This window comes from Methylopila jiangsuensis (assembly GCF_027922305.1).
GTDB lineage: Bacteria > Pseudomonadota > Alphaproteobacteria > Rhizobiales > Methylopilaceae > Methylopila > Methylopila jiangsuensis.
In genome coordinates this window covers 324,332-348,279 of sequence record NZ_BSFK01000010.1, presented here as the reverse complement: position 1 = coordinate 348,279, position 23,948 = coordinate 324,332, and the positions used below count along the sequence as shown (strand labels likewise).

27 protein-coding genes and 1 other RNA gene are annotated in these 23,948 nt (G+C 71.1%); 14 read left to right on the top strand and 14 right to left on the bottom strand.

All coding sequences use genetic code 11. The annotated features are described in order from the left end of the window. Nucleotides 1–44 precede the first annotated feature (44 nt). Nucleotides 45–506, bottom strand: a complete 462-nt coding sequence (locus PKE85_RS11340; protein WP_271204845.1) for a secondary thiamine-phosphate synthase enzyme YjbQ — start codon at nt 504–506, stop codon at nt 45–47. A 111-nt stretch (nt 507–617) separates the two neighbouring features. Here PKE85_RS11340 and PKE85_RS11335 point away from each other — a divergent pair, with 111 nt between their 5' ends. Next, nucleotides 618–1,565 carry an alpha/beta hydrolase gene (locus PKE85_RS11335; RefSeq protein ID WP_271204844.1) on the top strand — a complete coding sequence of 316 codons (948 nt, stop codon included), beginning with the start codon at nt 618–620 and terminating at the stop codon, nt 1,563–1,565. A 52-nt stretch (nt 1,566–1,617) separates the two neighbouring features. Here PKE85_RS11335 and fae read toward each other — a convergent pair whose 3' ends face one another. Beyond that, on the bottom strand, nt 1,618–2,157 hold the full coding sequence (fae, locus tag PKE85_RS11330; protein ID WP_271204843.1) for a formaldehyde-activating enzyme: 540 nt from the start codon (nt 2,155–2,157) through the stop codon (nt 1,618–1,620). 67 nt (nt 2,158–2,224) lie between these two features. Then, nucleotides 2,225–2,866, bottom strand: coding sequence for a carbonic anhydrase (locus PKE85_RS11325; protein WP_271204842.1), 642 nt, complete (start codon nt 2,864–2,866; stop codon nt 2,225–2,227). 264 nt (nt 2,867–3,130) lie between these two features. Between PKE85_RS11325 and mdoH the strand changes: the two genes are divergently transcribed. From mdoH to PKE85_RS11310, 3 genes are all read left to right on the top strand, one after another. Beyond that, on the top strand, nt 3,131–5,050 hold the full coding sequence (gene mdoH / locus PKE85_RS11320; RefSeq protein WP_271204841.1) for a glucans biosynthesis glucosyltransferase MdoH: 1,920 nt from the start codon (nt 3,131–3,133) through the stop codon (nt 5,048–5,050). An 83-nt stretch (nt 5,051–5,133) separates the two neighbouring features. Beyond that, on the top strand, nt 5,134–5,700 hold the full coding sequence (locus PKE85_RS11315; protein ID WP_271204840.1) for a NifU family protein: 567 nt from the start codon (nt 5,134–5,136) through the stop codon (nt 5,698–5,700). Between the two features lie 152 nt (nt 5,701–5,852). Beyond that, nucleotides 5,853–6,563: a hypothetical protein gene (locus tag PKE85_RS11310; RefSeq protein WP_271204839.1), complete on the top strand. Its 711-nt coding sequence runs from the start codon at nt 5,853–5,855 to the stop codon at nt 6,561–6,563. 192 nt (nt 6,564–6,755) lie between these two features. On the opposite strand, the gene recR is transcribed toward PKE85_RS11310, so the two are convergent. The 4 genes from recR to ffs all read right to left on the bottom strand — a co-directional run bounded on the left by recR (nt 6,756) and on the right by ffs (nt 9,770). Beyond that, the gene (gene recR, locus PKE85_RS11305; protein ID WP_271204838.1) at nt 6,756–7,361 is read right to left on the bottom strand and encodes a recombination mediator RecR; all 606 of its coding nucleotides are present in this window, start codon (nt 7,359–7,361) and stop codon (nt 6,756–6,758) included. Nucleotides 7,362–7,495: 134 nt separating this feature from the next. Then, on the bottom strand, nt 7,496–7,816 hold the full coding sequence (locus tag PKE85_RS11300) for a YbaB/EbfC family nucleoid-associated protein (RefSeq protein ID WP_271204837.1): 321 nt from the start codon (nt 7,814–7,816) through the stop codon (nt 7,496–7,498). A 15-nt stretch (nt 7,817–7,831) separates the two neighbouring features. Further along, complete coding sequence (locus PKE85_RS11295) at nt 7,832–9,595, bottom strand: DNA polymerase III subunit gamma/tau (protein ID WP_271204836.1); 1,764 nt, start codon at nt 9,593–9,595, stop codon at nt 7,832–7,834. Between the two features lie 77 nt (nt 9,596–9,672). Continuing rightward, nucleotides 9,673–9,770, bottom strand: an RNA gene (gene ffs / locus PKE85_RS11290) — signal recognition particle sRNA small type. Between the two features lie 70 nt (nt 9,771–9,840). On the opposite strand from ffs, the gene nudC reads away from it, so the two are divergent. From nudC to PKE85_RS11270, 4 genes are all read left to right on the top strand, one after another. After that, nucleotides 9,841–10,773, top strand: a complete 933-nt coding sequence (nudC, locus tag PKE85_RS11285) for an NAD(+) diphosphatase (RefSeq protein WP_271204835.1) — start codon at nt 9,841–9,843, stop codon at nt 10,771–10,773. Nucleotides 10,774–10,912: 139 nt separating this feature from the next. After that, complete coding sequence (locus tag PKE85_RS11280) at nt 10,913–11,596, top strand: TetR/AcrR family transcriptional regulator (RefSeq protein ID WP_271204834.1); 684 nt, start codon at nt 10,913–10,915, stop codon at nt 11,594–11,596. A gap of 91 nt (nt 11,597–11,687) precedes the next feature. Next, nucleotides 11,688–12,896 (top strand): dual-specificity RNA methyltransferase RlmN, encoded by a 1,209-nt coding sequence (rlmN, locus tag PKE85_RS11275; protein WP_271204833.1) that lies wholly within the window; start codon nt 11,688–11,690, stop codon nt 12,894–12,896. Between the two features lie 51 nt (nt 12,897–12,947). Further along, a complete protein-coding gene (locus tag PKE85_RS11270; protein ID WP_271204832.1) occupies nt 12,948–13,403 on the top strand; it encodes a hypothetical protein in 456 nt (151 codons plus the stop codon). A gap of 318 nt (nt 13,404–13,721) precedes the next feature. Here PKE85_RS11270 and rplS read toward each other — a convergent pair whose 3' ends face one another. Then, nucleotides 13,722–14,132, bottom strand: coding sequence for a 50S ribosomal protein L19 (rplS, locus tag PKE85_RS11265; RefSeq protein WP_271204831.1), 411 nt, complete (start codon nt 14,130–14,132; stop codon nt 13,722–13,724). A 76-nt stretch (nt 14,133–14,208) separates the two neighbouring features. Then, nucleotides 14,209–14,931: a tRNA (guanosine(37)-N1)-methyltransferase TrmD gene (gene trmD, locus PKE85_RS11260; RefSeq protein ID WP_271204830.1), complete on the bottom strand. Its 723-nt coding sequence runs from the start codon at nt 14,929–14,931 to the stop codon at nt 14,209–14,211. A 161-nt stretch (nt 14,932–15,092) separates the two neighbouring features. On the opposite strand from trmD, the gene PKE85_RS11255 reads away from it, so the two are divergent. The 3 genes from PKE85_RS11255 to PKE85_RS11245 all read left to right on the top strand — a co-directional run bounded on the left by PKE85_RS11255 (nt 15,093) and on the right by PKE85_RS11245 (nt 16,689). Next, complete coding sequence (locus tag PKE85_RS11255; protein ID WP_271204829.1) at nt 15,093–15,599, top strand: GNAT family N-acetyltransferase; 507 nt, start codon at nt 15,093–15,095, stop codon at nt 15,597–15,599. 119 nt (nt 15,600–15,718) lie between these two features. Then, nucleotides 15,719–16,255, top strand: a complete 537-nt coding sequence (ppa, locus tag PKE85_RS11250) for an inorganic diphosphatase (RefSeq protein ID WP_271204828.1) — start codon at nt 15,719–15,721, stop codon at nt 16,253–16,255. A gap of 101 nt (nt 16,256–16,356) precedes the next feature. Then, a complete protein-coding gene (locus tag PKE85_RS11245) occupies nt 16,357–16,689 on the top strand; it encodes an SMR family transporter (protein ID WP_271204827.1) in 333 nt (110 codons plus the stop codon). 12 nt (nt 16,690–16,701) lie between these two features. Here PKE85_RS11245 and PKE85_RS11240 read toward each other — a convergent pair whose 3' ends face one another. Both PKE85_RS11240 and PKE85_RS11235 read right to left on the bottom strand, forming a co-directional pair. Further along, nucleotides 16,702–17,775: an MBL fold metallo-hydrolase gene (locus tag PKE85_RS11240; RefSeq protein ID WP_271204826.1), complete on the bottom strand. Its 1,074-nt coding sequence runs from the start codon at nt 17,773–17,775 to the stop codon at nt 16,702–16,704. Further along, nucleotides 17,772–18,236, bottom strand: a complete 465-nt coding sequence (locus PKE85_RS11235; protein WP_271204825.1) for a YaiI/YqxD family protein — start codon at nt 18,234–18,236, stop codon at nt 17,772–17,774. The genes PKE85_RS11240 and PKE85_RS11235 overlap by 4 nt, the downstream gene beginning before the upstream one ends. Before the next feature lie 101 nt (nt 18,237–18,337). On the opposite strand from PKE85_RS11235, the gene PKE85_RS11230 reads away from it, so the two are divergent. The 3 genes from PKE85_RS11230 to PKE85_RS11220 all read left to right on the top strand — a co-directional run bounded on the left by PKE85_RS11230 (nt 18,338) and on the right by PKE85_RS11220 (nt 20,933). Next, entirely contained in the window at nt 18,338–19,516 is a 1,179-nt protein-coding gene (locus tag PKE85_RS11230) for a glycosyltransferase (RefSeq protein WP_271204824.1), read from the top strand. Nucleotides 19,517–19,654: 138 nt separating this feature from the next. Then, nucleotides 19,655–20,194, top strand: coding sequence for a translation initiation factor IF-3 (infC, locus tag PKE85_RS11225; RefSeq protein WP_271205000.1), 540 nt, complete (start codon nt 19,655–19,657; stop codon nt 20,192–20,194). Between the two features lie 166 nt (nt 20,195–20,360). Beyond that, nucleotides 20,361–20,933 (top strand): ActR/PrrA/RegA family redox response regulator transcription factor, encoded by a 573-nt coding sequence (locus PKE85_RS11220; RefSeq protein ID WP_271204823.1) that lies wholly within the window; start codon nt 20,361–20,363, stop codon nt 20,931–20,933. A 280-nt stretch (nt 20,934–21,213) separates the two neighbouring features. On the opposite strand, the gene PKE85_RS11215 is transcribed toward PKE85_RS11220, so the two are convergent. The 3 genes from PKE85_RS11215 to PKE85_RS11205 all read right to left on the bottom strand — a co-directional run bounded on the left by PKE85_RS11215 (nt 21,214) and on the right by PKE85_RS11205 (nt 23,927). Continuing rightward, nucleotides 21,214–22,026 (bottom strand): OmpA/MotB family protein, encoded by an 813-nt coding sequence (locus tag PKE85_RS11215; RefSeq protein WP_271204822.1) that lies wholly within the window; start codon nt 22,024–22,026, stop codon nt 21,214–21,216. Further along, nucleotides 22,026–22,796 (bottom strand): motility protein A, encoded by a 771-nt coding sequence (locus PKE85_RS11210; RefSeq protein ID WP_271204821.1) that lies wholly within the window; start codon nt 22,794–22,796, stop codon nt 22,026–22,028. Before PKE85_RS11210 ends, PKE85_RS11215 begins: the two co-directional genes overlap by 1 nt. Before the next feature lie 99 nt (nt 22,797–22,895). Then, complete coding sequence (locus PKE85_RS11205) at nt 22,896–23,927, bottom strand: KpsF/GutQ family sugar-phosphate isomerase (RefSeq protein ID WP_428981346.1); 1,032 nt, start codon at nt 23,925–23,927, stop codon at nt 22,896–22,898. Nucleotides 23,928–23,948: the final 21 nt, after the last annotated feature.

Below are 23,948 nucleotides of genomic sequence, written 5' to 3'. Positions count from 1 at the left end.
AGCGGACCTTGCCCCCGCAACGCAACATGGCCGTAAGGCCACCCTCAGGCGGGCGTCGCGCACGTTCCGATGAAGTGCAGGACGACCTCACGTTCGTGGGGCCGGTCGCGGTGCTCCATCAGATAGACCGCCTGCCAGGTGCCGAGCAGCGCGGCCCCTTCGGCCACGGGAATCGAGAGCGACACGCCGGTGAGCATCGTCTTGATGTGGGCCGGCATGTCGTCCGGGCCTTCGAGGTCGTGGCGCCAGCCGGCGCCGCGCGGCGCGAGGCGGTCGAGCGCGTCGACGAGATCGTCGCGCACCTCGGGGCTGGCGTTCTCCTGAAGGGTCAGCGAGGCCGAGGTGTGGCGCACGAACAGGGTGGCGAGGCCGGCGCCGGCGCCGCCGGCCCGCAGCGCCTCCGCCATCCGCGCCGTGAGATCGGTCAGTCCGGGGCCGCGGGTGCGCACCGTGATTCGCGACAGGATCTGGTGCGGCGCGGGTCCGGCGGCGACGATGTCCGGCATGGGCCTCTCCTTGAACGTCCGGGCGGGCCAGCATGGCGCGTTTCGCGCTTGCGGGAAAAGCGCCGCTGGCGTTTCCCTCACGCTCACCGTCCCGCCCGGAGCCCGTCCCGCATGGTCCTGATCGTCGATCCCGCCGCCTTCCGCGCGCCCGCGCCCGAGGAGACGGAGCGGCTGAACGCCCGGCTGATCCGGGGGGCCGCCGCGGCCCCGGATCCCTGGAGCATCGGACCGGAGGCCGTGCGGGAGCGGCGGCGGAACGGCCTGACGCCCTTCATCGGCGAGCCCAAGAGCGCGCGGGCCGAAACGGTCGTCATTCCGGGGCCGGCCGGCGAGCTTGCGCTCCGGATCGTGGCGCCTCCCGAACCGCGCGGGGCCTATCTCCACGTCCATGGCGGCGGCTGGACCTTCGGCAGCGCCGACCAGGACGACCCGCGGCTCGACGAACTGGCGGATGACCTCGGCCTCGCCTGCGTGTCGGTGGAGTACCGGCTCGCGCCGCAGCACCCCTACCCCGCCGCGCCCGACGACTGCGAGGCGGCCGCGCTGTGGCTCGCGGCGACGGCGCAGGCCCGGTTCGGAACCGAACGGCTGCTGATCGGCGGCGAATCGGCCGGCGCCCATCTCGCCGCGGTGACGCTGCTGCGGCTGCGCGACCGCCATGGCCTCACGCCGTTCCGCGCCGCCAACCTCACCGCCGGCTGCTACGATCTCGGCCTGACGCCGAGCGCGCGACGCGCGCCCGCGACGCCGGTGCTGACCACCCGCGACCTGCGCATGTTCACGAGCCACTATCTGCAGGGTGGCGAGGACCGCGCCGCGCCGGACGTCTCGCCGCTCTACGCCGATCTTGCGGGCCTGCCGCCGGCGCTGTTCACGGTCGGCACGCGCGATCCGCTGGTGGACGACACGCTGTTCATGGCCGGGCGCTGGACCGCCGCCGGGAACGCGGCGGAGCTGAAGCTGTGGCCGGGCTCGGCCCATGTGCATGTGGCGCTGCCCGATCCCAACGCCGCGCCGGCGCGCGCCGCGATCGCGGACTTTCTGGCCCGCGCGCTCTGACGCCGGGCGGACGCGGCGGGAACGGAGATCCGCTCCCGCCGCGGGCGGCGCGTCAGTACTCGACGACGCCGTCGAGGGCGTAGTGCTTCACCGTCTTGCGGTTGGCGATCAGCTCGTCGATCGAGGGCTCGCCGGTCATGGCGCGCTTGATGGCGAGCTTGGTGGCCTCGTAGTTGGTCCGGTAGAGGTCCGCCTTGTCGAGGTTCGCGTCCTCGGCGCAGCGCGGATCGAGCCAGATCGTGATGATCAGGCAGATCTTGTCGGTGATGTCCTTGGGCAGCACGCCTTCGATGACGCTGTCCACGATGGCGTCGCCGGTCGCGCCCTGCACCACGCCGCCGAGCAGCTCCACATATTCCGCGGTGTGGATCGTGGCCTTGGTGGTCATGATCGCCGCAGGGCGGACGAGCTGGTTCAGGTCGCGCACCACGAACATGCGGGTGTGGCCGACCGTCTGGCCGAGGAAGGACGCGAAGGCGTGGCCGACCGGGCCGTCGACGGAGCCGATCAGCACCTCGGGCATGGCGTCGGTGTACTGGCCTTCGGCCGCGAGCACCGTGGCCTCGCCGGTGCGGAAAACGATGTCGGTCATGAGTTCAAACTCCAGGTTTGGATTCATCGTTCGGACCGGCGCGGCCCCCACCGGCCCGCACGCCATATCACTCCACGGGCACGGCCGACCAGCCGCCGCTTTCGTCCCGGCAGCGCAGGCAGCCGTTGCGCACCGCGAAGTGCATGGCCGTCAGGGCGAGATCGCCCGCCTCGACCCGCTCCCGCACCCAGGGGAAGGTCATCAGATTCTGGAGCGTCACCCCGACGGAAGCCTCCTCGCCGGCCTGCTGGCGGGCGTCGCCTTCGAGCGTCGGGTCCACCGCCTCGCGGGCGCGGGCGGCGATGCCCATCCAGCCCACCACGAAGTCGGAGGCCTCCGGCGGCGCGCCGTTGAGCAGGGCGTTGACGCCGCCGCAGCCGGCGTGCGCCAGCACCACGATGCGCTCCACCTTGATGACGCGCACCGCGTATTCCACCGCCGCGCTCGCGCCGTGATGAGCCTGGTCCGGCGCGTAGGGCGGAACCAGGCCGGCGACGTTGCGCAGCACGAACAGCTCGCCCGGCGCCGCGCCCAGAATCTGCTGCGGATCGACCCGGCTGTCCGAGCAGCCGATGACGAGAATCTTCGGCGCCTGCCCGTCCGCCAGGCTCTCGAAGCGTTTGCGCAGCTCGGGCCAGGATTCGGCGCGGAAGCGGCGGTAGCCGTTGAACAGGGCGTCGAGCGAGGTGGACGAGCGTGCGTCGGTCATGGGCTGCGGCCTCCTGATGGGTGCGGGCCGGCGGCGGATGTCGCGCACGCAGGCGTTCCTCGTCAGGCAGAGGTCACGCGACGAAGCGAACCGTCAACCGCGCAGAGGGTCGCGGCCCCTCAACCGTTCGGCCAGTTGCCGCGCCGCAGCGCGCGCCTAATTGATCGGCGGTCCGCCGCTCAAAGCGGCGCCGGCCTCCGCAGCGTGCTACCGGGTCGCCGATCGGCCGTTCCCGACCCAGGTCCCCGCCACCGAAAGCGTGACATGAGTTCCACGATCGACAGCTCTCCGGTCGCCCGCTCCTCCCCCCTGCGCCGGCCGCTGTTCCGCGGCCGAACGCCGACGGGAACCCAATCCACGCTCACCGTCGCGCTGCGCCGGCTCGTCATGGCGACGCTGGTGGTCGTCACCCATCTGGCGCTCGGGATCGCCTTCTGGACCGTGATGGACGTGGACGGCTGGTCCATCCCCGAAATGGCGATGTTCGCCTGTTTCCTGCTGTCGCTGCCCTGGATCGTGATCGGCTTCTGGAACGGCGTCATCGGCTTTCTGCTGCTGCGCTTCAGCCGGGATCCCCTCGCCGCCACCGCGCCCTGCGCGACGCTGGCCGGCCCGGATGACGCGATCGTCGCGCGCACCGCGCTCGTCATGTGCGTCCGGCATGAAGACCCCGAGCGCATGATCCGGCGGCTGGACGTGATCCTGCGCAGTCTGGACCGCACGGGCCACGGCGCCCTGTTCGACCTTCACATCCTCAGCGACAGCACCCGCGACGACGACGCGGACGACGAGCGCCGCGCCATCGAGGGCTGGCGGCGCGGGCTCGACCGGCCGGAGCGCGTGTTTTACCGCCGCCGCGCCGTCAACGCCGGCTTCAAGGCCGGCAACATCCGCGAGTTCCTGCTGTCCCGCGGCGACGGCTACGAACTGATGATCACGCTCGACGCCGACAGCGTCATGTCCGGCGCGACCATCCTCAGGCTCGTGCGCGTGATGCAGGCCAACCCGAAGCTCGGCATCCTGCAGAGCCTGACGGTGGGCCTGCCGGCCCGCACCGCCTTCGCCCGCATGTTCCAGTTCGGCATGCGCGCCAGCATGCGCTCCTACAGCATGGGCGCGGCGTGGTGGAGCGCCGACGCCGGCCCCTACTGGGGCCACAACGCCGCCATCCGCGTCGCGCCGTTCCGCGACCATTGCGGGCTCGACGAACTGCCCGGAAAACCGCCGCTGAGCGGCCCGGTGCTCAGCCACGACCAGGTGGAGGCGGTGCTGATGCGCGCCGCCGGCTACGAAGTGGCCGTGCTGCCGGAGGAAGGCGGCTCGTGGGAGGACAACCCCACCTCCCTGCCCGACTTCCTGCGCCGCAACCTGCGCTGGTGCCAGGGCAACATGCAGTATCTGAAGCTGCTGCGCCGGCCCGGCCTTCCGCTAGTGGGGCGGCTGCAGCTGCTGCTCGCGGTGCTGATGTACGCCGGCGCGCCGGCCTGGATCGGCTTCATGATCGCCGGCGCCGTGCAGGCCTTCGGCCCGCCCTCGGTGATCGGCGAGCTCGACCCGCCCGGAACCTTTCCCGTCGGCCTCAGCATCGGCCTGTTCATGACCATGCTGACTCTGACCTTCGCGCCCAAGCTGATGGGCTACCTCGACGTGCTGTCCGACCCGCGCAAGGCGGCGCGCTACGGCGGGGCCTCGGCCTTCGCGCTGTCGGCGGCGGCGGAGGCGCTGTTCGGCTTCCTGCTGGCGCCGGTGATCAGCTTCTCCGTCACCGTGTTCCTGATCGGCCTGCTGGGCTTCGGCGTCTGCGTCGGCTGGGAGGCGCAGGACCGCGACGGCCACCGCGTCGGCTGGCGCGAGGCCGCGGCGAAGCTCTGGCCCGCCACGCTGTTCGGCCTCGCCCTGTCGGCGGCGCTCGCCGCGTCCGCCCCGCAGGTGCTGTTCTGGGCCGCGCCGGTGCTGGCGAGCTTCCTGCTGGCGGTTCCGTTCGCGGTGCTGACCTCGAGCGAGACGCTTGGCCGGCTCGCGGCTCAGGCGCGGCTCGGCGTCGGACCGGAGGAGACCAGCGCCCCGGCCGAGGTGCGGGCCATCTGCGACGCGCTGCCGCCGCTCGGCGGCTTCGGGGCGCCGCTGGCCCCGTTCCGCTTCGACGCCCCGCTCGACGGCGCAAGGCTGACCCCCGCCGATTGACCCCTGGGGCGATCGCCTCCATCTCTGTGACAGACAATATGGTCGCCGTGCGCGACGCGCCGAACATGGAGGCCAGACCGGCGATGTTCATACAGACCGAAGCGACCCCCAATCCGGCGACGCTGAAGTTCCTGCCTGGACGCGAGGTTCTGCCCGGCGGCGCGCTGGAGCTGAAAAGCGCGACCGAGGCCGACCGTTCGCCGCTCGCCCGCGCCCTGTTCGCGATCGAGGGCGTGACCGGCGTGTTCTACGGCGGCGACTTCATCACCGTGACCAAGGCCGGCGGCGAGTGGCAGCACCTGAAGCCGGCCATCCTTGGCGCGATCATGGAGCATTACCTCAGCGGCGCGCCGCTGATGGCGGATGGGGACGTCCCGTCCCAGTCCAACGACGACGGCGAGTTCTACGACGAAGCCGACCAGGATACGGTCGACACCATCAAGGAGCTGCTGGACACCCGGGTGCGCCCCGCGGTGGCCATGGACGGCGGCGACATCACCTTCCGCGGTTTCCGCGAAGGCGTCGTCTATCTGGACATGAAGGGCTCCTGCTCCGGCTGTCCGTCCTCCACCGCCACGCTCAAGCAGGGCATCGAGAACCTGCTGAGGCATTTCGTGCCGGAGGTGGAGGAGGTGCGGCCGAGCGCCTGAGACCGTGATGGATTAGAGACATTCGAAACCGTTTGCCGTCGTCGTCCGTACGGATTATTGCGGATGGACCTAGGTATGAGACACCCTGTTGCGCTGGCTTGGCGAGCACTTCGCGCCCGTAATGCGACGGGCTTGCTGTATCGAGATGGGAAATGCTGCAGACGGCTGACATTTTTACGCTGAACGATTCGGCGCAGGTGCTTCACTCGGCTGCGCCCCGCGCGAACATCGTGGTGTTCGGCGGCCTGCGCAGCCAGGGCGGCTACAGCATTCCCGCGTTCGAGTTCGTGCACACCTTGCGCGAGCTGTCCTACAACGTCCTGTTCGTGAAGGATGAGACCCGGCGCTGGTACAATTTCGGCCTCAAGGGTTTCTCCGACGACATGGAGGACACCGCGTCCTCCATCCGCGACGCGGTGGTCGGCCATTTCGACGACGACCTGCCGCTGGTCACGCTCGGGAACTCCATGGGCGGCTATGCGGCGATCTTTTTCGGCGAACGGCTGAACGCCCATTACGTGCTGTCGCTGGTGCCGCAGACCGTGATCTCGGTCGAGGCGCGGCTGCGCCTCAACGACAAGCGCTGGCACGACGATTTCGCCGGCTTCAAGCCGCGCCACGCCGACCTGCGCCATGTGATGCGGGGCGGTGCCCGAAAGACCCAGATCGTGGTGGGGTCGGACTGCATCCCCGACGTCATCCAGGCGGGCAACGTGGCCGGAGCGCGGGGCGTGCATATCGACGTCGTGCCCGGCGCGGGCCATGACGTGACCCGCGTGTGGAAAGAGAAGAACGTCCTCCTGGACAAGATCGCCGGCTATCTCGGCGACAACACCGTTCTTACGCCCGACCTGATCGACTGACGGCGGCGCGTCCGAGACCGTTCGGAGCCTGTGCGGAAATCGCCATCGGGCGTCATGCGCGCAAGCCTCATCATCGAGCGCTCACGACTTAAACGCACACGTTTCCGACAAGCGAAACGTCATGGATAGCCGCCTCCGGCGGGCATGACGGGAGCTTAAGCCGCTCGCTGCGTCAGCGCGCCAGACCGGCGCTCAGAACGTGGTGCGGCTGCGGATCGCGGCCGCCAGCGTGCCGTCGTCGAGATAGTCCAGTTCGCCGCCCACCGGCACGCCGTGGGCGAGACGGGTGACCTTCACATCCGCGCCCGCCAGCAGGTCGGTGACGTAATGGGCGGTGGTCTGGCCCTCCACCGTGGCGTTGACCGCCAGTATCACCTCACGCACCTCCGGCGCCTTCGCCCGTTCGATCAGCCCGGCGATGTTGAGGTCCTCCGGCCCGCGGCCGTCGAGCGCGGACAGCGTGCCGCCCAGCACATGATAGCGGGCGTCGGTGGCGCCGGAACGCTCCAGCGCCCAGAGATCGGAGACATGCTCCACCACCACGATCACCGAGCCGTCGCGGCCCGGATCGCGGCAGATGGCGCAGGGCGACTGGGTGTCGACATTGCCGCAGGTCGGGCACTCCGTCACCCGCTCGCAGGCGACGCGCAGCGCGTCCGACAGCGGCTCCATCAGCCGCTCCCGCCGCGTCACCAGATGCAGCGCCGCGCGCCGGGCCGAACGGGGCCCGAGCCCGGGCAGCTTGGCGAGCAGCTGGATCAGGCGTTCGATCTCGGGGCCGGCGGCGGAACGGGGCATGAAGGCCTAAGAGCCTGCTTGGAAACGGGCGAAGCGCGCCATCCACGTTTGCGTCCTGCCCGCGCACCGCGCGGGCAGGACGGCGGGCGCGAATGTCTGAACAGGCTCCGACGGAACGCCGGAGGCCGAGACACTCAGAACAGCTTGAGGCCGGGCGGGATCGGCAGGCCGGCGGTCACGCCCGCCATCTTCTCCTGCATCGCGGCCTCCGCCTTGGCGCGGGCGTCCGCATGGGCGGCGACGATCAGGTCTTCGAGGATCTCCGCCTCGTCCGCCTTGAGCAGCGAGGGGTCGATCTTGAGCGCGCGCAGGTCGCCCTTGGCGGAAAGCGTCACCTGAACCAGCCCGCCGCCGGCGGCGCCGTCCACCACGACCTGCTCCAGCTCGGCCTGGGCGTCCTGCATCTTCTGCTGCAGTTCCTTGGCCTTGGCCATCATGCCCATGATGTCGCGCATGGCGGGCTCCCTTCGTCAGAAATCCTCGGTCTCGTCGACCGGAGGTAGGGCTTCGGCCGCGGCGGCGTCAAGCTCGTCCGCGGGCGCCTCGGGCGGCCGCACCCGCACGTCCACGATCTGGGCGCCCGGCGCGATGCGGTCGAGGATCGCCCGCACATGGGGGTGCGCCTGCACGCCTTCCAGCCGGGCGGCGACCTCCGCCTCCTCGCGCTCGCGGAGGGTGGGCGCGCCTTCGCCGGCGGCCACCGCCACCATCCAGCGCTGGCCGGTCCACTCCTGCAGCCGCTTGCCGATCAGGCCCGCGAGGTCCGGCGCGGCCTCGGCGGTGGGCTGGAACTCCAGCACGCCGTCCTCGAACCGCACCACGCGCACGTTGCGGACCAGCGCGGTTTTCAGAACGATGTCCCGCTCGCGCTCCGCGAGCGCCACCAGATCCTCGAAGCGGGACAGGCGGAGAAACGGCGCGGCCGCAGCCTGAACCGGCTGGGCGGCGGGCGCCTCGACGATCGCGCGCGCGGCGGCCAGCACCGGGCCCGAACGGGCGACAGACTCCGCCCCGCCGCGAGGCGCCCCGCCTCCCCCGCCGGAGGGGGGCGGGGCGGGAAGCGCGGGCGTCTCGCCGCCCCTCAACATCCGCAGAGCCTCGTCCGGCGTCGGCAGGTCGGCGGCGTGGGCGAGGCGCACCAGCACCATATCCGCCGCCTGCGCCGGCTTCGGCGCGACCTGAACCTCGGAGACGCCCTTCAGCAGCATCTGCCACGCGCGGGACAGCGCCCGCATGGTGACGCCTTCGGCGAAAGCGCGACCGCGGACGCGCTCGGTTTCGCTCACCGTCGGATCGTCCGCGGCCCTGGGCGCGAGCTTGATGCGGGTGACGAGGTGGATGGTCTCGGCAAGATCGGTCAGCACCGCCACCGGATCGGCGCCCACGTCGTACTGGCGGCGGAACAGGTCGAGCGCCGCGCAGGCGTCGCCGCGCATCACCGCCTCGAACAGGTCGAGCACGCCGGCCCGGTCCGCGAGGCCCAGCATGCCGCGCACGGCCTCCGCGCTCACGTCGCCCTGGCCATGGGCGATGGCCTGATCCAGCAGCGACAGCGAATCGCGCACCGAGCCTTCCGCCGCGCGGGCGATGACGGCGAGCGCCTCGTCCTCGATCGTCACCTGTTCGGCGTCGCACACGCGCTTCAGGTGACCGGACAGCTCGTCCGCCGCCACCCGCCGGAGCGAGAAGCTCTGGCAGCGGGACAGCACCGTCACCGGCACCTTGCGGATTTCGGTGGTGGCGAACACGAACTTCACATGGGGCGGCGGCTCCTCCAGCGTCTTGAGAAACGCGTTGAAGGCGCTCGTGGAGAGCATGTGCACTTCGTCGATGATGAAGACCTTGTAGCGCGCCATCACCGGCGCGTAGTGCACGGTCTCCAGGATCTGGCGCACGTCCGCGACGCCGGTGTGGGAGGCGGCGTCCATCTCCACCACGTCCACATGACGCGATTCCATGATCGCCGCGCAGTGGACGCCCGGCGTCGAGAGATCGACGGTCGGGCCGCCCCTTCCGTCGGCGGTCTCGTAGTTCAGCGCGCGGGCGAGGATGCGGGCGGTGGTGGTCTTGCCGACCCCGCGCACGCCGGTGAGGATCCACGCCTGCGCGATCCGGCCCGAGGCGAAGGCGTTGCGGAGCGTGCGCACCATCGGCTCCTGGCCGATCAGGTCCTCGAAGCGCTGGGGGCGGTATTTCCGGGCGAGGACGCGGTAGGGCGAGGGCGCGGCGGTCATGCGCCGCCCCTGCGGCGGCGGACGGAACGGTCGCGGCCTGCCGTCATGAAGCGCCTCGTCACGCGGTCGGTGGAAGAGGTGGGAGGTCGGACGACGACCCGTATCGGTCTCGTTGGGGCTGCTTCCTTTCGGACCTGACCCGGTTGGCGAGGAACACGCCCATCGCCAACCTCCCGCGCGCTATATGGACCGCGAAGGGGGCGCCTTGCAAGGCCTGCGCGACCCTCATGCCGGAGACGCCGCCCATGCCCGACCTCCACGCCCTCGGCTACGCCGGCCTCGCGCTGGACCGCTGCGGCGAGCGGCGCGACGCCGCCGGGTTTCTGGAGCGGGCGGAGGCGGACGCGGGCGCGCGCCTCGTGCTGTTCGCGGGCGACCGCCCGGCCCTCCGGCCGGAGGGCGACCGCCTCGCGCCTGCGTTCGGCCGCGCGGAGGCGGCGGCGCTGGGCGCGCCCGAAGCCTCCGTGTTTCTGGGGCTCGATTCCGCCGGCCGGCCCTGCTTCGCCGAACGCCATGCGGCCGAAGCGGCGGACAGGCTCCCCGACGCCCTGTTCGAGGACCTGCGGACAGTGGCGAGCGACGGCCGCCTCGCCGGCCCCGATCTGGCGCTGGTGGGCTACGCCCGCGCCATGCTGGCCTGGCACGCCCGCAACGGCTTCTGCGCCAATTGCGGCGCGCCGACCCGCATGGAAGGCGGCGGCTGGCGGCGGGGCTGCCCGGCCTGCGGCGCGCTGCATTTTCCCCGCACCGACCCGGTGGCGATCATGCTCGTCACCCATGCCGGCCGCTGCCTGCTGGGACGGCAGGCGCGGTTTCCGCCCGGGGTCTGGTCCTGCCTCGCAGGCTTCGTGGAGCCGGGAGAAACGCTGGAGGACGCCGCCCGCCGGGAAATCTTCGAGGAGGCGGGGGTCCGCCTGGGGCCGGTGGCCTACGCTTTCAGCCAGCCGTGGCCGTTTCCCTCCCAGCTCATGCTGGGCGTCACGGCGGAGGCGCTCGGCGACGCGCTGACGCCGGATGTTTCGGAGCTTGAGGCGCTGCGCTGGTTCTCCCGCGACGAGGCGGCCAGCCTTCTGACGGGCGGCCATCCGGACGGCCTGCGCGCCCCGCCGCCGGCCGCGATCGCCCACCATCTGCTGCGGCTGTTCGTGGACGGCGCGGACGCCGGGACGACGCGCTGACTGGCGTCCGCGACCTTGTGACCCCACATAAACGCATGACAATTTCCGGCCGCCCTATTTTGACCGAACGGTTCGGTCACTAGATATCTCTGCGCCGCGAATGTAGATTGGCGCGAGATTATCAGGAGCACGCGCGAGGATGACCTCCCTTTACGCCGGGGCGCAGGGCGCGGCAGCGGCCGTCGCGGCGCGCGGCCCCAAAGAGTCCGCCGCCGACGACCGGCTGGACAGCGCAAAGCGCCGCCAGATCATCGACGGCGCGCGCGCGGTGTTCCTCGCCCACGGCTTCGACGCCGCCGCCATGGGCCGCATCGCCGAGGCCGCGGGCGTCTCCAAAGGCACGCTCTACGTCTATTTCGAAAGCAAGGAGGAGCTGTTCGCAGCGCTGGTGCGCGAACAGTGCGCCCTGACCGCCGAACGGCTGTTCGAGCTCGACGACGACAACCACGACGTGGGCGACGTGCTGCGCCGGCTGGGCCGAAGCTTCATCGAGGCCCTGGTGCATCCCTCCCATGTGGCCACGGTGCGGATGGTGATCGCCGCCGCCGACCGCAAGCCGGACATCGGCCAGCTGTTCCTCGCCTCCGGCCCCCGCGCCGGCGCCGCGCGCCTGTCGGCCTGGCTCGGCGCCAAGGTGGCGCAGGGCGAGCTCGACGTGGCCGACCCGGAGCTCGCGGCCTGGCACTTCCTCACCATGTGCCACTCGTCGGTGATGATGCCGGTGCTGATCGGCGGCGAGGCCCCTCCCCCGCCCGACCGGGTGGCCTATGTGGTGGACCAGGCGGTGGACGTGTTCCTCTCCGCCTACGGCCCTAAGGGCTGAACGCGGCCCGCCCGGGCGTCGGTTCGCCATCGGGCGGTTTTCGTGCTATGCGTCCCCGCCTTCCGACACCGACCGACCGCTCCGCCCGCCCATGACCACGCTCGATCTCGCCCGTCGCAACGCCAACGCCGCGCCGATCCTCGCCGCGCGGTCCGAGGCGGAGCCCTGGACGCCGCCGGCGCCCTCGCTCGCGGGCCTCACCCGCGCGCGCCTGATGGCGTCGCTCGGCGAGGCCGGCGTGCCGGAGCGGCAGCTGAAGATGCGGGCGGCCCAGATCAACCACTGGGTCCACAACCGCGGCGCGGCCGAGTTCGGCCACATGACCAATGTGTCGAAGGACCTGCGCGCGGCTCTGGCCGAGCGCTTCACGCTGGCGCGGCCCGAGATCGTGACCGAGCAGATCTCCGTGGACGGCACCCGCAAGTGGCTGCTGCGCCTGCCCGCCGCCGGCCGCCACGACCGCGGCGCGGAGGTGGAGACGGTCTACATCCCCGAGGAAGGCCGCGGCACGCTCTGCGTCTCCAGCCAGGTCGGCTGCACGCTCACCTGCTCGTTCTGCCACACCGGCACCCAGACCATGGTGCGCAACCTGACCGCGGCCGAGATCGTCGGCCAGCTGCTGGTGGCCCGCGACCGGCTGGGCGACTGGTCGGAGGGCGCGACCGAGGACGGCCGGCTCGTCACCAACATCGTCTTCATGGGCATGGGCGAGCCGCTCTACAATCTGGACGCCGTGCGCGACGCCATCGAGGTGATCGCCGACGGTGAGGGCCTCGGGCTCGGCCGCCGCCGCATCACCGTCTCCACCTCCGGCGTCGTGCCCCAGATGAAGCGCCTCGGCGAGGAGACCGGCGCCCAGCTCGCGATCTCGCTGCACGCGGTGCGCGACGACCTACGCGACGTGCTGGTGCCCATCAACAAGAAGCATCCCATCGCCGAGCTGATGGAGGCCTGCCGGACCTATCCGGGCGCCTCCAACGCCCGCCGCATCACCTTCGAATATGTGATGCTGAAGGGGATCAACGACAGCCCGGCGGAGGCGCGGGAGCTGGTGCGGCTGCTGAAGGGCGTGCCGGCCAAGATCAACCTGATTCCGTTCAACCCCTGGCCCGGCACGGACTACGAGTGTTCGGACTGGGAGACCATCGAGCGCTTCTCGGAGATCGTGTTCCGTGCGGGCTACGCCAGCCCGGTGCGCACGCCCCGCGGCCGCGACATCGCCGCCGCCTGCGGCCAGCTCAAGTCCGAGACCAAGCGCCTGCGCGCCAAGGAGCGCATGGCGCTCGAGGCCGCGGAATGAGCTTCGCCGGCGCGGGCTCCGCGGCCCGCGGCCTTGCCGGCTGAACCGCCGATGCTGGCGCGCATCGCCGGACGCCTGATCATGGCGCCGCTCGGCTTCGTCGCCGGGCTGGCCGTGGGCTTCCTGACGCTGGCGCTGATCTCCAGCAACCATTTCGGCGACGTGCTGCTGTTCCCGGACGAGGTCGCCCTGTTCGGGGCGGACCTCACGCTCGGCTTCTGGACCGCCGCCTTCGTGCTGGGGCCGTTCGTCGGCGCGCCCGCCGTGGTGGCGGTGCTGATCGGCGAACTGTTCGCGATCCGCTCCTTCGCCTATTACGCGCTGGCCGGCGCCGCCACCGCGGTGCTGCCCTGGGCCGCCCTGCCCTCCGGCGTGGACGGGCCGCTGTTCTCCCTGGCCGACATCGCCGCCTGCGGGGCCGCCGCGGGCCTCGCCCACTGGCTGGTGGCCGGCCGGTGCGCCGGGGTGATCACGGACGAGCCTCCCGCCCCTCCCTCCGCCGCCTGACCACGGCTCGCCCGCGCGAACAGGGCGTCTCTCTCGCCACGGCAGACGTCGGCGCCCGCTTCAGCCGCGCAGGAACGCGCGTCTCAAACGCCCGTCACGCCCGGCGACGCCGGGTTATTCATGACGTTCCGCGTCCCGAAATCCTGACCGTTCACGTCGTGGACGCCCGCCATGCGGCGGGCATGACGGCGACGGCATTTCACATGCCATACATGCGGTCTCGTAGGCGCGCGCGAAAGCGACGTGGCCCACTCAAGGACCACGCCGCTTTCAATGTCATAACGCACGCAGGACCAGCCGCCGACGGCGGCCGGAGGCTTACTTGGCCGCGACGGCCTTCTTGCCGCCCTTGGCCAGGGCCTTCTGGCTGCGATCCTGCTTCTCGGCGATGCGGGCCGACTTGCCGCGACGGTCGCGCAGGTAATACAGCTTGGCGCGACGGACCTTGCCGCGGCGCACCACCTTCACGCTGTCGATCAGGGGCGAGAACAGCGGGAACACGCGCTCCACGCCTTCGCCGTAGGAAATCTTGCGCACGGTGAAGTTCTGGTTCAGGCCGCCGCCCGAGCGCGCGATCACCACGCCCTCATAGGCCTGCACGCGCACGCGCTCGCCTTCCTTGACCTTCACATTGACGGTGACCGTGTCGCCGGGCGCGAAATCCGGGATCTCGCGAACGGCGGTCACAACCGCCATCTGCTCCTTGTCGAGCTGTTCGATGATGTTCATAGCGTCGTCTCCGCGTCTCTCGCTTCAGCCGCGAGGCGCACGAGAAGTTTCGGGAATCTCGTGAGTGGCGGCTCTACTACTCGATCTTGCCGGCTTTGTCGACGCCCGCTGTCGTTCGCGCGACATATTTCGCCCAAAGGTCGGGACGGCGCGTCCGGGTGTCCGCCCTCGCCCGCATGGCGCGCCAGCGGGCGATCGCCTTGTGGTCGCCGGAGAGCAGCGCCTCGGGGAGGCCACGGCCCTCGAACTCCCGGGGCCGCGTGTAGTGCGGGTGCTCCAGCAGATCGCCCTCGAAGCTCTCGTCGTCGCCGGAGGCCTGATCGCCCATGACGCCCGGCAGCAGCCGCACGCAGGCGTCGAGCAGCAGCAGCGCCGCCGACTCGCCGCCCGACAGCACCACGTCGCCGACCGCGATCTCCTCCAGCCGCCGCGCCTCGATCACCCGCTGGTCCACGCCCTCGAACCGGCCGCAGAGCAGCGTCACCCCCGGCCCCGCAGCCAGAGCGCGCACCCGCGCCTGCGTCAGAGGCGCGCCGCGGGGCGTGAGCAGCACGCGCGGATGGCCATCGTCGGGACCGAGGGCGTCGATGGCCGCCGCCACCACGTCGGCGCGCAGCACCATGCCGGGGCCGCCGCCGGCGGGGGTGTCGTCCACCGCCCGGTGGACGCCGAGCCCATGCTCGCGCATGTCCCGCGCCTCAAGGTCCCAGAGACGGCCGAGCGCCTTGCCCGCCAGCGCATGGCCGAGCGGGCCGGGAAACATGGCGGGGTAGAGCGTGAGCACGGTCGCGCGCCACATGCGGCGGGCCTCCGGAAAAGGTGATCGGGACGACAGGGGCTTGCGTCGGCTGGGAGCCAGCTATGGCGTCCCGCCGCCTCCGCGTCCACCGCCGCGACGTGTCGTCCGAATGTCGCGATTCCGACTTGTCGGCCCGCGCGGGCCGGGCATACTCTTGTGTCGTGAGCACCGTCGAGATCGAGATCCGACCTGCGCAGGGGGCCGACGCCGCGGCCATCGCAGCCGTGCACGACGCCGCGTGGCGCAACGCCTATCGCGGCCTGATTCCGGGACGCGAGCTTGAGCGGATGGTGGAGCGGCGCGGGCCGTCCTGGTGGTCGGGCGCGCTCCGGCGCGGCAGCCGCGTCAGCCTGCTGATGTTCGGCGGCGAGGTGGTGGGCTACGCCAGCTCCGGGCGCAACCGCGCCTCCACCCTTGGCGTCGCCGGCGAGGTCTACGAGCTTTACCTGAAGCCGGAGTATCAGGGCCTGGGCCTGGGCCGCCGCCTGTTCGCCGCCGCGCGCGGCGATCTGGCGAGCCGCGGCCTCTCGGGCGCGGCGGCGTGGTCGCTCGCCGGCAACGACGGGGCCTGCGCTTTCTACGCGCGGCTCGGCGGCCGGCTCGCCGCGCGGGGGGTGGAGCATTTCGGCGACGTCACGCTGGAGAAGTTCGCTTACGTCTGGCGCTGACGCGTCCTGACGTCTCCCGAAGCTTCGTCTTTTGTGCGATGCGGCGCCCTTGCCACCGGTCGCGCCGCTCCGCTACAGACACGGGGCCCGCCGCAGACGTTCCAAGGACATTCGGCCCCATGCTTATCGACGCGATCTCCATCGGCAAGAACCCGCCGGACGAAGTCAACGTCATCATCGAGGTGCCGATCGGCGGCGAGCCGATCAAGTACGAGCTGGACAAGGAGTCCGGCACGTTGGTGGTGGACCGCTTCCTCTACACCGCCATGCGCTATCCGGGGAATTACGGCTTCATCCCGCACACCCTGTCCGACGACGGCGACCCGATCGACGTGCTGGTGGCGAACACCCGCGCCATCGTGCCGGGCGCGGTCATCGCCTGCCGCCCGGTCGGCGTCTTCCGCATGGAGGACGAGAAGGGCCAGGACGAGAAGATCATCGCCGTGCCGACGCCCAAGCTGACGCGCCGCTACGAGAACGTGAAGAACTACACCGACCTGCCCGAGATCACGCTCGAGCAGATCTCCCACTTCTTCGAGCACTACAAGGATCTCGAAGGCGACAAGTGGGTCAAGGCGCTGGGCTGGGGCGACGCCGCCGAGGCCAAGACCATGATCCTCGAAGCGATCGAGCGCGCCAAAGCCGCCAAGGGCTGAGACCCCGTTCTGGAATTCAGACGCGTCGTCATGCCCGAGCATGGTCCGCGGGCATGACGACGAGCGTAGCGTTCCGCAGACGTCAGGGAGCGCCTGGGCGCATGCTTGTCTATGTCTATCTGGGCGTCGCGATCGTCGCGGAGGTGATCGGCACCTCCGCGCTGAAGGCCTCCGAGGGCTTCACGCGGCTCGCGCCGAGCCTCGTGACCGGCGTCGCGTATCTGATCGCGTTCTACTTCCTGTCGCTGGTGCTGAAGACCATGCCGACCGGCGTCGCCTACGCCCTGTGGTCCGGCGTCGGCATCGTGCTGATCTCGGCCGTGGGCTACGTCTGGTTCCGCCAGACGCTGGACGTCCCCGCCATCATCGGCCTCGGGCTCATCATCGCCGGCGTGCTGGTGATCAACCTGCTGTCCAAGTCCGTCGCGCACTGACGGCGCGGGCCGTCACCCCGTCCAGACCTCGCCGGGCCTGAGCGCCCGAAAATCCTCCGCCGCCATGCCCGCCGCCGTCCGCGCCTCGGCCAGCGCCCGCTCCGGCGCGTCGATCGCTTCCGCCGTGAGCTGGAACGTGCCCCAGTGCACGCCCACCGCCCGCTTCGCGCCGACCGCCCGAAACATCTCCACGGCGTCCTGCGGGTTGGCGTGCTGGTCGCGCATGAACCAGCGCGGCTCGTAGGCCCCGACCGGCAGCGCGGCCAGCCGGAACGGGCCGTGGGCGCGGCCGATCTCGGGGAAGATCGTTCCGGGGCCGAGCGCCGTGTCGCCGGCCACATAGATGCGGTTGTCCGGACCGGCGTCGATCACGAAGCCGCACCACAGCGCCTTGCGCCGGTCGTTCACGCCCCGCGCCGACCAGTGGTAGGCCGGCGTCAGATGCACGGTCACCCTGTCGGAGAGCGGCGCGCGCGCCCCCCAGTCATAGGATTCGGCCGCGATCTTCGGGTCGTGCGCCTTCATGATCGTCCCGTTGCCGAGCGGCGTGATCACCCGCGGGGCGTCGCGGGCGGCGAGCCGCGACAGGGTCTCCACGTCCAGATGGTCGTAATGGTTGTGGGTGACGAGAACCGCGTCGATCTTCGGCAGGTCGTCGAAGGCGACGCCGGGCGGGTTCACCCGCTTCGGCCCGGCGAAGCTGACCGGCGAGCAGCGCTCCGACCACACCGGATCCACCAGGACGTTGAGCCCCTGCGTCTGGATCAGCAGGCTGGCGTGGCCGATCAGGGTGACTCGCAGGGCGTCGCCCTCCACCCGCGCTGGGGGCCGCGCGCCGGCGAAGGGGCTCGGCCAGCTCTCCGGCCATGCGGCCTTGTCGGAGAACCAGACGCCGCGCCACAGCTCGCCGAAGGATTTCGACCAGGGATGGTCCGGATTGAAGAAGCGCACGCCGTCGAAATGGTCGGTGGGCGGACCGGCGTAATAGGGGTTCTTCGCCCGCGCCTGCTGCAGCCAGGCCGCGCCGCCGCCGGCCGCGCTGAGGCCCAGCACCGCGAACATCTTGAACAGGCCCCGTCGCGTCATGCCGCCCCCTCGCCCTTGGCCATGGCGCGGCGGACGGCGATGTCCAGCGCCTGAAGGAAGCGCGAGCGGTCCTGCGGGCCGAAGGGGCGCGGGCCGCCGCCGGCGACGCCGATCTCGCGCAAGTGGCTCATCAGCTCCCGGGTGGCGAGCGCCCCGCCGATGGAGCTTTCCGTGAACGGGCGCCCCGTGGGGCCGAGCGCCGCAGCGCCTTTCGGCAGACAGCGGGAGGCGAGCGGAATGTCGGCGGTGACCACCACGTCACCGGCGCCGCAGCGCTCGGCGATCCAGTCGTCCGCCGCGTCCGGCCCCTCGGGGGCGAGCTGGAAGCGCACGAAGGCCTCCCTCGGCGTGACCATGAAGCGGTTCGCCACCACCACCACGTCGACCCCGTGGCGGGCGGCGACCTTGTAGATCTCGTCCTTGACCGGACAGGCGTCGGCGTCGACGTAAACGATGGTCATGCCTCTCCTCTGGCGGCGGCCGGGGAAAACGCGATACCACAGCGGCGCCCGTTCGCCACGTGGGACCGCGCGGGACATCCTCACGACATCATGGAGCGGCCGTGTCCGCGCATCCCCTCGCCGGCCGGACCATCCTGCAGATCCTGCCCGCGCTTGACGCCGGCGGCGTGGAGCGCACCGCCATCGACGTGGCCGCGGCGCTCGTGCGGGCCGGCGCGCGCGCGCTGGTGCTGAGCGAGGGCGGACGCGGCGTCGCGGAGCTGGAGGCGGCCGGCGCGGAGCACAGGCCCTTCCCGGCCGCGACCAAGAACCCGCTGCAGATGGCCCGGAACGTGGGCCGTCTCGCCGCCCTGATCGAGGCGGAGGCCGTGGCGCTGGTCCATGCCCGCTCCCGCGCTCCGGCCTGGAGCGCGCTCGCCGCCGCGCGGCGCACGGGCCGGCCCTTGGTCACCACCGCCGCCGGCATCCACCGCTCGGGCTCGGCGCCGAAGCGCTTCTACAATTCGGTCATGGCGCGGGGCGATCTGGTGATCGCCAACTCCGCCTTCACCGCAGCCCATCTCGCCTCGGAGCACGGCGACCTTGGCGCCCGCGTCACGGTGATTCCCCGCGGGGTCGATCTCGCCCGCTTCGATCCGGCGGCGGTGACGCCGGAGCGCGTCGCGGCGCTGAGGGCCGCGTGGGACGCAGGCCCCGACGCCCGAATCGTGCTGCTCGCCGCCCGGCTGACGCGCTGGAAAGGCCAGTCGCTGCTGCTGAAGGCGATCGCCCGGCTGAACCGGCCGGACGTGCTGGTGGTTCTGGCCGGCGACCCGCAGGGCCGCGACCGCTACCGGGAGGAGCTTCAGTCGGAGGCGGAAACGCTCGGCCTCTCCGCCCGCGTCCGCATGCCGGGCCATGTGGCGGACGTGCCGGCGGCGCTGGCCGCCGCCGCGGTCGCGGTGGTCCCGTCCATCGAGCCCGAGGCCTTCGGCCGCGGCGCGGCGGAGGCGCAGGCCATGGGCGTTCCCGTGGTGGCCGCCGCCCACGGCGCGCCGGCCGAAACCGTGCTGGCGCCGCCGGCCTGCCCGGACGGCGACCGCACCGGCTGGCTCGTCCATCCCGGCGACGAGGCCGCGCTGGCGGAGGGACTCGCCGCGGCTCTGGCGATGAGCGCCACGGAGCGCGAGGCGCTGGGCCGTCGCGCCAGGACGCGCGCGGTCACCCGGTTCGGCCTCGACGCCATGACGGACGCCACCCTTGACGCCTATTCCCGCCTGCTCGCCGGTTGGAACCGTTGACTTTCCGCGGGTTTGTCACGATCTTGAGGCCAACCGTCGGCGGAGGTCCCGTCAGCGTCGCCGCCTCGTGCGATTCACGGGGCTTTCGTCGTTGGACCACTTCGCCGCCGCCCGAAACGTCAAGAGGAGAATGCCGCCATTCGTCGTCCCATGAGGCCTGTCGCGCCGGTCCAGAAGGACGGACCGCGCGTTAACAAGGAAATTCGAGTCCTCGAGGTTCAGCTCATCGGAGCGGACGGGCAGAATCTCGGACCGACCAAGATCAACGACGCGCTCCAGGCCGCGGAGGACGCGGGGCTCGATCTCGTCGAGATCGCTCCGAACTCCGTACCGCCTGTCTGCAAGCTGCTCGACTACGGCAAGTTCAAATACGTGTCGCAGAAGAAGGCGGCCGAGGCTCGCAAGAACCAAAAGATCGTCGAAGTCAAAGAGATCAAGATGCGTCCCAACATCGACGATCACGACTACGACGTGAAGATGCGCGCCATGCACCGCTTCTTCGAGGAAGGCGACAAGGTCAAGGTCACGCTGCGCTTCCGCGGCCGCGAGATGGCGCATCAGGATCTCGGCCTGAAGCTGCTGGTCAAGGTGCGCGAGGAAGTGGCGGAGATCGCCAAGGTCGAGAGCGACCCGTCGCTCGAAGGCCGGCAGATGACCATGGTGCTCGCGCCGCGCTGACGTCCTGCGGGGGCTGTTCAGCCCCTTCCCTGCCGCCTCGCCGCCTTCGGGCGACGGGGCGTTTCGCTGGCAAAAGTTGCCTGTTTCAAACTTTGACGGTACTGCTTCGAAACGTCGCGGTTGACGCGGCGTTTCGGCGTTGTTCGCGTGCGTTAAGGAGACGTTGATGCAGCCGACCGCGGACTCGGCGGCCGCAGGGCCGGAGAGCCTTCCTTCCGGGGACATGACCCTGCTGATCGTCGACGATGACCGCGCCTTCGTGCAGCGTCTCGGACGCGCCATGGAGGCGCGCGGCTACGCGGTCACCGTGGCGGAATCGGTTCGGGAGGGGCTCGAGTGCCTCGAGCGGTCCGCGCCGGCCTTCGCCGTGGTGGACATGCGGCTCGGCGACGGTTCCGGGCTCGACGTGATCTCGGCGCTGAAATCCCGCCGACCGGACGCCCGCGGCGTCGTGCTCACCGGCTACGGCAACATCGCGACCGCCGTCACCGCGGTGAAGATGGGCGCGGTGGACTATCTGGCGAAGCCCGCCGACGCCGACGAGATCCACAGCGCGCTCACCGCCGGGGAGAGCAAGCCCGAGCCGCCCGAGAACCCCATGTCCGCCGACCGGGTCCGCTGGGAGCACATCCAGCGCGTCTACGAGCTGTGCGGCCGCAACGTCTCGGAAACCGCCCGGCGGCTCAACATGCACCGCCGCACGCTCCAGCGCATCCTCGCCAAGCGCGCCCCGCGCTGAGGCGCGGGGGTATGGACGGGGTGCCAGGTTGTGGACGCGGGCTTGATGGACGCCGGGCGTGACGCGACGTTTGGCGCACGCTCGGGGCTGACGCCGGATCAGCATTGAGCGACCGGCCGACGGTCCCCTCACCCGTCATGCCCGAGCTTGTCTCGGGCATCCACGACTTCCGACACGCTCCGACGTTCACCCCGCAAAGTCGTGGATACCCGCGCGAAGGCGCGGCATGACGCTGTAGCGGCGGCCGCGCCTTACACGACGCCCCGCCCCGCCATCTGGCTTACGGCGTAAGCCCCATGGGCAGCGCGCCGGGGGACGCGGTGAGCGAGATCGTCACGCGGCGGTTGGCGGCGATCTGGGGCGCGTCGGGGAACATGGGGTCGTTCGCGGCCTTGCCCTCCACATGGGTGAAGCGCTGGTCGGGAAGCCCCGCGTCCGACAGCAGGCTGCGCACGGCGCTGGCGCGGTCGGCGGACAGCCGCCACGGATCCGCGTTGGCGCCCTCCGAGACGCCGCCGGCGGTGTGGCCGGCGATGGCGATCGGATACGGCAGCTCGCGCAAGGTCGGCGCGAGCGCCGACAGCGCCTCGGCGACGCGGCGGCTCGGAACCGCGGACCCCTGCGGGAACATGGAGCGCCCGTCCTGATCCACGATCGAGATCGAGACGCCCTGGTCCGAGCTTTCGATCATGATCTGGTTCGAAACCTCGGCGATCTCCGGCATGGCGCGCAGCGCCTGCCTCAGGCTCGCGGCCGCGCGGGCGTAGCCGCGGGCGGCCGCCTCGGTGTCGGCGCGGTCCTTGGACAGCGGCCCGGCCAGATTGCCGGTCTCGCCCGGCGTCTTGGCGGTGTTGTTCAGAAGCTCGGTGCGCGAGGGCGTGCCGCCGATGTCCACCACGCCGGCGGCCACGATCTCCCGCTGCGAGCCGAAGGCCTCGCGCATGGAGCCGGCGACGATCGCCATCTTCTTCTTGTCCTGGTTGGAGAACGCCACCAGCACCACGAAGAAGGCCATCAGCAGGCCCATCAGGTCCGCGAAGGTGACGAACCAGCCGTGGCCGCCGCCGTGGTCGGCGTGCTTCTTCCTGGCCATCAGGCCGCCGCCTCGGCGAGCTCCGCCCGGTGCTTCTCGGGCAAGTAGGCCAGCAGCATCTCCTTCACCACCGCCGGGCTCTTGCCCGCGCGAAGCTGCAGCACGCCGTCGATGACCAGCGTCTGGTTCAGCTCGTCATGAGCGAACTTGATGGTCAGCTTGTCGGCGATCGGCAGGAAGAAGAAGTTCGCGACCACCGCGCCGTAGAGCGTCGCCAGCAGCGCGATCGCCATGAAGGTGCCGAGCTTGGACGGGTCCGACATTTCGGCGAACATCTGCACCATGCCGATCAGCGTGCCGATCATGCCGAAGGCCGGGGCGCAGTCGCCGATGCCGCGGAACACCTTGGAGGCCATTTCCAGCCGGTGCAGGTTCAGGTCGCGCTCGCGCTCCAGCGTCTCGCGGATGAAGGTCTCGTCGAAGCCGTCCGCCACGTAGCGCACGCCCTTGGCGAGGAAGGCGTCGTGGGGCGTCGCCTTGTCGAGGCCGACGGGGCCGGACTTGCGCACGATCTGCGCCATCTCGGCGATTTCGGAGATCAGGTCGCGCGGGTTGGTGTGGGCGCCCTTGATCACCGTCATGATCGCGGTCGGGAACGACGACAGGATCGCGCCCATCTCGAAGCGGATCAGCGTGGCGGCGACGGCGCCGCCGAAGATGACGATCACCGCGTGCTCGGAGTAGTAGCGCTCCAGGCCGCCGCCCTCATGGATGAGGAAGCCCAGCACGCCCGTGCCGAAGACGAACCCGATGATGGTGGCGATATCCATGGCCGCATCCGCGTCGAACCGGGCAGGCTGCCGGCCGTTCGGGCGCCATGGTGAAGTTTCGGGGTTAAGAGCCGGTGAAGGACGCCGGCGAGGCCGTCGTCAGGCGAGGCCGAGCTTCAGCAGGTCGTGGATGTGGACCAGCCCCACGGGCCGGCCGCCGTCCACCACGAACAGCGCGGTGATGGCGCGGCCCTGCATCACGCTCATGGCCTCGGCGGCGAGATCGTCCGGCCGCACCACCCGCGGCGAGCGGGTCATCACCTCGTCCACGCTCTTGGCGGTGAGGCCGGGGCCCATGTGGCGGCGCAGGTCGCCGTCGGTGACGATGCCGATCAGGTCGCCATCCGGGTCCACCACGCCGACGCAGCCGAAGCTCTTGGCGGACATCACGATCAGCGCCTCGGCCATGCCGGCGCCGGAGGCGATGAGCGGCGTCGCCGCGCCCGAATGCATCACGTCGCGCACGAAGGACAGCACCGCGCCGAGCTTTCCGCCGGGGTGGAAGCGCTTGAAGTCGCTCGGCGTGAAGCGGCGGCTCTCCAGCAGCGCCACGGCGAGGGCGTCGCCCAGCGCCACCTGCATGGTGGTGGAGGTGGTGGGCGCGAGGCCGTGCGGGCAGGCCTCGGTGGCCCGCGGCAGCACCAGCGCCACGTCCGCCGCCTTGCCGAGCGCGCTGGAGGCCTGGGCGGTGATGGCGACGAGCTTCACCCGGAACCGCCGGGCGTACTGCAGCATGTCGCGCAGCTCCGCGGTCTCGCCCGACCAGGACAGCGCGAGGATCACGTCGTCGGAGGTGATCATGCCCAGGTCGCCGTGGCTCGCCTCGCCCGGATGGACGAAGAAGGCCGGAGTGCCGGTGGAGGCGAAGGTGGCGGCGATCTTGCGGCCCACGTGGCCGCTCTTGCCCATGCCGGTGACGATGACCCGGCCGCGGGCGCCGGCGATCAGCTCCACCGCCCGCGCGAAGGCGGCGCCCAGCGGCCCGCCGAGCGCCTTGCCGAGCTGGGCCAGCCCCGCCGCCTCGAGCTCCATGGTGCGCAAGGCGGACGCGATCGACTCTGACGGCTTCGTCACCACCGCGGCGTGATCGGGCAGCGGCGCTTCGGACGGCAGACGGGCGGGCTTCGGCATGCGGGGACACGGCTTTCGCGG